This window comes from Paenibacillus sp. 7516 (assembly GCF_002272715.1).
GTDB lineage: Bacteria > Bacillota > Bacilli > Paenibacillales > Paenibacillaceae > Paenibacillus > Paenibacillus illinoisensis_A.
The window spans coordinates 1-9,286 of the sequence record NZ_NPBI01000049.1; the positions used below are offsets into that span (position 1 = coordinate 1).

Consider the following 9,286-nt stretch of genomic DNA (forward strand, 5'->3'; position numbering starts at 1 on the left):
TTTTTTATGTTATTGTCAAAGTGAGCGTCAAATTTTATAAAAACTATGTTTTCAATATCTAATGATTTTATTAATGGAAGAGTACAACTGTGATCCCCACCAACTGAAACAAACTTCCTTATACCATGTTTATCTTTCAAATAGTCTATGGCTTTTTCAATTCTCTTGTGGAAAGAATCACCAGATTCACCAGGGATATATAGGATATCTCCACAATCATAAATATTAACTGAGTAAACTGGATCTAAAAGTCTATATTTCCTCTCAGTTAACATGATATCCATAGTTTTTGTCATATAGCCAGAAGTGAATCGCCTTAAAATATTTGGAGAATTACTACTTCCAGTCAGTCCTGTGGAACATGCATCAAAAGGCAAACCCAAAATACCAACTCCATTTTCTTTGAAACCTATAACTTTTTGATAATCAAAGAAATTATTCTTATGTTTACTAAATAATGGTGCATCTTCTCTCTGAGAAAAGAAGCCACTTTCCTGAAGAACATCAAGTATACTGTTGTTTTCTTGAATGCCTTTAAGCTGTCCCTTATTGAGCTTTACTATTTTATTGTTTTTTTTATTCTGTAAAGTGTATACATCATTATCTATATCTATATCAATAACTTCTATCAAATTAGTATCAATTATATCCATACAAAATACTCCTTTATAATAAAAATAAGAGCACTAGGCGTATTTGACCTCCTAGTGCTTTTATTTATTAATTAAGATTCACCCAGTACATTGCGACCACCACGTTTTGTAAGTTCAACTTCTGTTAGTTCAATAATTTCGATTTTCATTTTTTTCACCTCCTTCAGTTAATATAGAACAAGCACACTGAGGGTTTTTGGGAATCTTTGTTTCGTGAAGCTCCATTGTCAAGTAATCAAACTTAACTATCGAACTATTCGATTTAAGTGAAGTCATATCAGTTAGAAACTTTATAAAATCAAAGATCATCATTGAACCTAAAATGCTAGAAGATGCAGCTATACAGTTATTTTCAGGTGCAGGTTGAAATTTTCGTATATAATCTAACTTTTTGAGCGCTTCTTGTAATCCATTATCCTTGAAATTATATTCTGAACATTCGAAACATGATGTTTGAGAAGGGTTAACTAATCTATAGAATGAGACCGTTTCACTATTTCCTCCATAAATCCAAGGTATACCCCTTCTAATAGAAACACTATTAACCCAATCATTTATTAATACAGAGGGTCTATCTGCTGCACAAATAATAAATGTACATCCACTATCACTAATAATTTTATCCAAATCTTCTTCACTCTCAATCTTCTTGTTAACAGTACTAAATTTGATTGAGGAGTTAAACTCATTTACTGTTCTCTCAGCTGCATCAACTTTATTGTCACCGACATCAGATTCTCTGTACAAAATTTGTCTATTTAAATTAGTTGTGTCTACTTTATCAAAATCCACTCCAGTGATATTTTTCACTCCAAGTGCAGCAAGATTGTATAAAACTACCGAACCCACTCCCCCAAGTCCTAACAGCAAAACCTTTTGGTTTTGAATTTTTTCAATATATTCATACTTTTCATGTCCTTCTGGAGAAAAGTTAGACAAAAAATTTATATTCCTTTTGTGCCTTTCTTTTGATAAATCTTTAAAGAAGTTGTTATAATTTTCATGTTCTTCTAATATGTATTTTTTTTCAATCAACAGTTCTATTAACTTATCAACATCCTTTCTTTCAATTTCTTTAAACTCCAATTTAACTTTTTCATAAATCTGATTAACTTCGTTCTTTCCATCACACAATTCAATTATTTTAAATATAACTCCAGTCGGGTCTAGTATTTCAATTGCTCTGTTTATAGAACTTCCAATGCTGACTTTACCACTATATTTAGTAACTAGTAAATATGTTCTTATTTTAGGATATTTCATTTTTTTCTCCTATGTATGTATATTATTTCTTTTATTATACATATAATTCCTTTGTTTGTAAATGGAAGTGAAAAATAAATTTACATCTTACTAAAGATTTTTTTATAGTCGGATTGTCAAGCTAAGCGCGACAACTCCTCTAAAAATTCAAAGCGGTTCTCCACCCTATACATTTTCGTGGTCGGTGATAAATCAAATTCAAAGCAGTCTCCAGTGCTTCATCCGTGATTTGTGAGAGATTCGTTCCCTAGGGGAAAAATTCTCGTAAGAGACCATCGGAATTTTCATTCCAACCGCGTTGCTAGGATGAATACAGATCAGCTAAATAAACTTGTAAGCCATGAGTCACTTCCAAGCTATCATTGCATGCACACTCCTTGCCAAGATCTGTGGTAGCCGTTTGAAAGTACTAGAGCAGAGTATTGCAAGTCCGCTACACCGAAGGCAATTTCCATAGACAAGGCTTTGCGGTCTGTAAAAGCGTGTCTTGTTCTCGATTAACGTAGCAAAACAGCCTTTGCTTTTCCCACTGCCCGAGACGACTAAATCGAGCTCCCAATGACCGAAAGTTTCCCGGGAACGCACTTCTTTTGGACGATGAGAGATCCTCTTGACCACAGCGAACTTACCGCGTGTTTTCGCGGGCTTCTGCCCTTTACCTTTATGACTGACGTAGAATGGTAAGCAATCCTCTCACCAAACGGGCTGAATACAGCCAACGATAGATCGTTTTGAAGCAGACTAAAGACTGCCCCTTCTACAATTCGCTCGGGAGACCACGTGACTCGGAGTTTTTCTTCGATGTAGATAGCCTGCTGTTTTTTATTTTATGGAGTTTATGCAAGACTTACGCCTCTTCTGAGACTACTTGGGACAATAGGAGGAATTTTACGTTTCGTTTCTAAGGAGTTCTTAGCAAATGTTGGCGTGATACCTAACTAAATCACGGGCAATGGCCAAAGCGCTTCCCCTGCCTATGGAGAATTTCTAGCTTACTGCGCTCAATTATACTAAGGTGTACAAAGCTCATGGTAGATTCTCCTTGTGTCAATGTGGTTTAGGAACCTTCGTCCTACATGAATCCGGCCATGGGCCATTTTTTATATATTTCCAGTGGGTTTCGCACTTCTTGTTACAATCGGTTTAATACTTAATTGTTATTATTATAGTTAACTTCTATTTATTATCAGGAATACAAGTACCATTATTATCTCAAAACCCTTTTCAAAAATTTAATTCTAAGCTATATAGTGAATCCACCCTCTAGTACGTGGTGGATTCACTATAAGCTAAATTTTTCAGCGCTATAGAAACTAATTGATATTCTACAGTACTTTTATGGATTATTACATCGTTGTAACAATTCAACTCTCGTCACAATTAAATCCAAGAATTACTCAGCTACAACTGCTTTGTCTGCATTAACTTGCAGATCGCTTAGGTAAACGCCTGTTCCATCACCGATCGCATAGTTCATAACACGTTTGTTAACTGGCGCTACAACTGCACGGTACAGTGTCGGGAATACTGGAACTTCATCAACCATGTACTGCTGCCATTCATTGTAGATTTCTTTGCGTTTCTCTATATCAAACGCTTCAGCAGAAATACCTTTTGCAAGCAGTTCGTCATTTTTCTCACTTGAGAATCTGGAGAAGTTATACAGTGCATCGCGACCATACAAGCCTGCTGGATCTACGTCAATACCAACGCCCCATGCGGCTTGATATACATCTACGTTTGGATCATCTTTACCTGTGTTACCTACACGATCATAGAAGCTATTGAATTCAACCATTTCCAAGTTTACTTTCAAACCAATTGCAGCCCATGACTGAACATAATATTGAGCCAGTGGCTGTGCAATATCTCCGCCCGTCATCGAAATGAAATTAATCTCTAGTGGTGTCCCATCTGGATTGGTACGGAATTCTCCGTCCAATTTGTAGCCAGCTTCATCAAGCAAAGCTTTGGCTGCTTCAGGATCATAGGCTACACCTGGATTGTTGGAATCATGGAATTCAGGGTGAGACGGCGGAATCAATGTTGTTGCATTCCAGCGCAGACCGTTGTAGAAGCGTTTACCTACTTGGTCATTGTCTACTGCCATCCACATCGCTTTACGCAAGTTTTTATCCGCCATTTTTGCATCAGGATTGGTTTCAACTTTACCATTTGCTTCATCCCAAGTACCGAGTTTGAAACCGATGTACGTGTAGGCACGATCGACTGCACCCAGGAATTCTACGTTAGACATATTCGCATTGTCTTTATATTGATCTGTCGGGAATGCATCCACGAAGTCTACCCCGCCAGACTTCAATTCTTGAACAACCGTTGTTGGGTTGATAACTTTCAAAGTCACTTTATCCAGTTTTGGAGCTCCACGCCAGTAATCTTCATTTTTCACATATGTTACAGACTCACCGGGAGTAATGGTTTCCACTTTAAATGGACCAAAACCGATTGGATTTTCACGCACTTCTTTGGAAGAAGACATTTTCGCTACATCCATATCACCGAAGATATGTTTAGCCAGTGGATATGTCCATAAGCCACCTGTTAGCAGGGACGGTGTGGATTCTTTGTACGTAATGCTGATTTTTTTGTCGCTCAGCACTTTAATACCCGAGATAGTTTTTGCTTTACCTTCATGATATTCTTCCATACCTACTATGTTTGTAAATTTGGAGTCGTAACGAGGACCGTCATAAGCCTTGTCACCGATTACCTCATAAGCAAATTGCAAATCCTCCGCTGTTACTGGCTCACCATCATGCCAGTTTACATTATCACGGATAGTCAGTGTGAACGTTTTTCCATCTTCCGATGTCTCATAGGTAGCTGCACCATCATTGGTGTATACATAGTCCTTATCCCAAGTCAACAAACCTTCATCAAACCATTCCAGAACTTTTGAATCCGGATTACCGGAGTAGAAGTTAAAGTTCAAAGTTCCTTCAAACGCTGTGTCGGACACGAGTCCGTAAGTGATGGATCCACCTTCAATGGCAGTGCCTTCGTTGGTTTTAACATTGCTAAAGTCCTCAATGGAGTATACGCCCTCTTCATTAGCAGGCTTCTCCTCTGTCTTCGTCTCCCCTGTGTTCGAAGAAGGCGTTGGTGTTGCTGCCTCTTTCTCCGAGCACGCCGCAAGCGCCAGTACGAAGACCAACATCATCGTGAAAAATAGTCCCCGTGAAAAAAATCTCTTTTTCATGAACCTTTCCTCCCTTTTTAACCTCTTCTTTGTCTTGCATCAGTCGCACGCTTAAGGGCTTGACCGACATTATTTATACTCAACATCAGTACCAGAATAAGTACTGACGCAGGTAGCCATATCCACCATCTGGATTCCAGGGTTTGCGGATTACGTGCATAACTTACGAGTGTTCCAAGACTCGGCGTGCTTTCAGGGAATCCAAATCCCAAGAAGGACAACCCGGATTCAAGGCCAATATTGGCAGCGAGGTTCAATGTCATCGTTACGATGATGATGGAGCTCAGATTAGGTAGAACCTGTGAAAGCATGATTTTGAGATGGGAAGAACCCAACGTTTTTGATGCCTTTACATATTCTAGTTCGCGCTCTTGTAATGCCTTAGACCGAATCAATCTGGCAATTCCCATCCATAGGAAAGCAGTCATGATTAGCGAGAACGAAGTAATATTATATTTGGGTACTGCTGTAACAAACGCGATAACGATCATCATGAACGGAAGAACCATGAAGAAATCCACTATACGCATGAATATATTATCAATAAAACCTCCAAAGTAACCGGACAATAAACCAATCACGATTCCCAAGAAACCTGTCATTACCGTAACAAGAATGGCAATGGATAACGAGTTCCGAGTACCTATGACTAATTGTCCGAATACATCTCGACCCCCGTAATCTGTTCCTAACCAATATTGGGCGGAAGGCGGCTCATACAAGGCGAATAGATCTACTTTAACAATTTCGTCCTGATCCAGAACCAAAGCAGTTCCGTAGACCAGTAGTAAAACTAATCCTAGAAATATGAGCGAAATTAGCGCCACTTTATCCCGGACTAGTTCCCTCCATAAGATACTCAAGCTAGAGGGGCTTTTATCTATCTTCTGTGAAGTTATAACGACATCATTGGCCTTGCTCATCTTATTCACCCCGAAATCTTCAAGTTCTTACTTGATCCGTATACGTGGATCTACCAATCCAAGAATAATGTCAGATAACAGCGAGCCCAGAATTGTTGCGATACCAAATATCAGGACAAGCGCAGTCACAACACTGAAATCCCGAAGAGAGATTGAGTTAAGAAACAGCTGACCCATGCCCGGATAACTGAATATACTCTCAATGATAATGGTACCTCCGATAAGTCCAGTGATCTCATAACCAAAGAATGCGGCAATCGGAAGTAGAGAGTTTCTTAGAATATGCCTGTTGTAAACTCGTGATTCCGAGGCACCCTTGGCCCTCGCAGTGAGAACAAATTCCTTGTGCTTGATATCGATAATTTCACTACGCAGGTATTGAACAGTTGATACTGTAGCAATCAACGCCATGGATAAGGCCGGTAATAACAGATGATAGAACTTGCTTGCAACGTAACTAAATGTTCCTGGTGTAAGTCCAGGTGCTACGCTACCTCCAGTTGGGAATAGCCCAAAGTGGAACCCAAAAATCCATAACATAACGAGTGCAAAAATAAATAAAGGTGCTGCAAAACCTAAATAGGTGTAACCCGTAATTAAACGGTCAGACCATGTATCATTGTAACGACCACTGATAATACCGAGTGGAATCGCGATCAAGTATGTGAACACAAGCGTTGCAAAAGCCAGCCAGAATGTATTTGAGATTCGTTGACCAATCAAGTCCATAACCGGCATTTTAAATCGGAAAGATTGCCCGAAGTCGCCTTGTGCCGCATTTCTGATCCAGTCCCAATACTGTACATACCATGGATTGTTGAGTCCAAGTCGTTCTCTTTGTTCATCCAGAGCCTTAGGATCTATGCTTGGGTCAAGCAAGCCTGTTAGTGCGTCGCCGGGCATTGCCTTGGCCATCAAGAATACCAAGAGACTAAGCAAAAAGATCTGAGGGATCATAATCATGATTCTTCGTAGTATTATATTCCACATATGGCCTTCAACCTTTCTGAGGTAGAGCTACTCGGTGAGTATCGGAAATGGATTTGAGCGAGTAAGCAAGCCCTTCCTCATCAAAGAAGTTTCGGTATGAATTCTCGTACTCGGATTTAACCTGCTGACGGAAAGCATTCATCTCGTCACGTTTGGTTGGATCCATATCCGGAATAGCTGCTATGAGACGCTTGGTATAGATATGCTGTGGGTTCTCAAAAATATCATCGGTCGTTCCTTGCTCGACGTAGCGACCTTTATACATAATCCCAATCTGATCACACATATGTCTTATAATTCCGAGGTCATGACTGATGAACAGATAGGTCAGATTTAACTCCTTTTGAATCTCCTGCATGAAATTAAGCACTTGTGCCTGTACGGATACATCCAGAGCGGATACGGGCTCATCTGCAATGATTAGTTTCGGCTTCAGTGCAATTGCCCGGGCAATTCCGATCCGCTGCCGCTGTCCTCCGGAAAATTCATGAGGATACTTATAGATTGACTCCGGACTTAGACCTACTTTTTCTAACAAATCCCTGACTTGTCTCTTCTCTTCCGTAGCTGTCAGCCGCTCATAGTTGCGCAGAGGTTCAGCAATAATATCGATAACCCTCTTCTTGGGATTCAGTGAAGAATAGGGATCTTGAAAGATCATTTGCACGTCTCGCTGGAGTTGTCTGTCCTTACGGCGCTCTTTGGCAAGGTCCTTGCCGTTAAATAGAATTCTTCCGGCTGTTACATGGTTGAGTCCGATGACGGCTCTCCCTGTCGTCGTTTTGCCTGAGCCTGACTCACCAACGAGTCCGTACGTCTGTCCCTGCTCAATGGAGAAGCTTACATCATCAACTGCCTTGATACTTCCAATTTCACGTTTGATCAATCCACCGCGAATCGGAAAGTGTATTTTGAGTCCTTCGACTTCGAGTAATGCCATTATGTTATTCCTCCTCAGCTTGATCAGGGAAATGAAAGTGCTGGTAACAGGTGCAGCGTACAAAGTGACCTGGAGCAATTTCATGCATCTGCGGGTTCTCTTCATGGGCCGAATCACTGATCCACGGGATTCGGGCCTTGAATCGGCACCCTTTGCGAGGAAGATTTTTTAATGAAGGTACAATACCTTGAATGACATGCAGCTTCGATTTTTCTTCGGTAATCGTAGGAATAGAGTTCAATAGAGATCTTGTATATGGATGTTTCGCATTGTTCATTAGCGTGTAGATATCTGCAATCTCAACGATTTCACCTGCGTACATAACGGCAACGCGATCCGCCATCTCAGCAACCACCCCAAGATCATGTGTAATCAGGATGATGCCAGCATTGATCTCGTTCTTCAAATCCCGGATAAGTTCAAGAATCTGCAGCTGAATCGTAACGTCAAGTGCTGTTGTAGGCTCATCGGCAATCAGCAGTTCCGGTTTATTTGCAATGGCAATTGCAATAACAACACGCTGCCTCATACCGCCAGATAGTTCGTGGGGATACTGCTTGTATATCTGTTCGGGACGTGGAATCCCTACTTGGTTAAGCAGATCAATAACCTTGTCTTTCTTTTCTTTAGAAGACATTTTAGGTTGATGTAGTGTCAGAATCTCATCGATCTGGTCACCAATAATCATCAGAGGATTTAATGCGGAAAGTGGGTCCTGAAAGATCATTCCCATCTCTTTACCGCGGAGTTTGTTTAATTTGTTAGGAGAGATATTCGCAATATCCTGTCCTTTGTATAGAATCTGGCCATCAATTTTGGCTTTATTGTGAAGACCCATAATTGAAAATGCGAATGCACTTTTGCCTGATCCTGATTCTCCAACAATCGCTAGTACTTCGTTTTTCTTAACCGTAAGGTTAACGTGATCAACTGCTGCATAATAGTCATCTTCAATTCTGAATGATGTAGTTAGATTTCTGACTTCCAATAGCTCTGTATTCAAATCAATCACCCTAACCCCAAAATTTCCGCAGACTGTATTCATATATATAAGAATGCATCCACTGTATATTTCCATGTTCTTGAAGAAGACGAACAAAAGTTTATACAAAATACTAAATCATTAGGAGAAACGAGTTTCGATATTGCTGTTTAGACCATTGGTCAATTAATGTTGATAAATCCTAGCGGAATTATATAGGAAAATAATTAATGTAATCATACGTGTAAATTTAGGTGACGTCAATAAGTATTTTGAGATTTTTGGTATAAATGTTTTTTATATCATAGTTTTGGG

Annotated in this window: 7 protein-coding genes and 1 pseudogene; all 8 read right to left on the bottom strand. The window is 39.8% G+C overall.

Annotated elements, in window-relative coordinates; translation table 11 throughout:
- Nucleotides 1-653, bottom strand: a 653-nt coding sequence (locus CHI14_RS29180) for an arginase family protein (protein WP_141236748.1), incomplete at its 3' end; no start/stop codon positions are given.
- Nucleotides 654-782: 129 nt separating this feature from the next.
- A complete protein-coding gene (locus CHI14_RS29185; protein WP_095293492.1) occupies nucleotides 783-1,916 on the bottom strand; it encodes a ThiF family adenylyltransferase in 1,134 nt (377 codons plus the stop codon).
- 116 nt (nucleotides 1,917-2,032) lie between these two features.
- A pseudogene (locus CHI14_RS30870) lies at nucleotides 2,033-2,946 on the bottom strand (IS30 family transposase).
- A gap of 363 nt (nucleotides 2,947-3,309) precedes the next feature.
- Nucleotides 3,310-5,136 carry an oligopeptide ABC transporter substrate-binding protein gene (locus tag CHI14_RS29195; protein WP_095293493.1) on the bottom strand — a complete coding sequence of 609 codons (1,827 nt, stop codon included), beginning with the start codon at nucleotides 5,134-5,136 and terminating at the stop codon, nucleotides 3,310-3,312.
- 17 nt (nucleotides 5,137-5,153) lie between these two features.
- A complete protein-coding gene (locus CHI14_RS29200; protein ID WP_095293494.1) occupies nucleotides 5,154-6,059 on the bottom strand; it encodes an ABC transporter permease in 906 nt (301 codons plus the stop codon).
- Between the two features lie 27 nt (nucleotides 6,060-6,086).
- A complete protein-coding gene (opp4B, locus tag CHI14_RS29205) occupies nucleotides 6,087-7,049 on the bottom strand; it encodes an oligopeptide ABC transporter permease (RefSeq protein WP_095293495.1) in 963 nt (320 codons plus the stop codon).
- A 7-nt stretch (nucleotides 7,050-7,056) separates the two neighbouring features.
- Nucleotides 7,057-7,989, bottom strand: coding sequence for an ABC transporter ATP-binding protein (locus CHI14_RS29210; RefSeq protein WP_095293496.1), 933 nt, complete (start codon nucleotides 7,987-7,989; stop codon nucleotides 7,057-7,059).
- Nucleotides 7,990-7,993: 4 nt separating this feature from the next.
- Nucleotides 7,994-8,992, bottom strand: a complete 999-nt coding sequence (locus CHI14_RS29215) for an ABC transporter ATP-binding protein (protein ID WP_095293497.1) — start codon at nucleotides 8,990-8,992, stop codon at nucleotides 7,994-7,996.
- Between the last annotated feature and the right edge of the window lie 294 nt (nucleotides 8,993-9,286).

Bases quoted from the DNA above. Each gene is read 5' to 3' on its own strand.
- CHI14_RS29185 (WP_095293492.1), bottom strand. From the start codon at position 1,916: ATGAAATATCCTAAAATAAGAACATATTTACTAGTTACTAAATATAGT.
- CHI14_RS29195 (WP_095293493.1), bottom strand. From the start codon at position 5,136: ATGAAAAAGAGATTTTTTTCACGGGGACTATTTTTCACGATGATGTTG.
- CHI14_RS29200 (WP_095293494.1), bottom strand. From the start codon at position 6,059: ATGAGCAAGGCCAATGATGTCGTTATAACTTCACAGAAGATAGATAAA.
- opp4B (WP_095293495.1), bottom strand. From the start codon at position 7,049: ATGTGGAATATAATACTACGAAGAATCATGATTATGATCCCTCAGATC.
- CHI14_RS29210 (WP_095293496.1), bottom strand. From the start codon at position 7,989: ATGGCATTACTCGAAGTCGAAGGACTCAAAATACACTTTCCGATTCGC.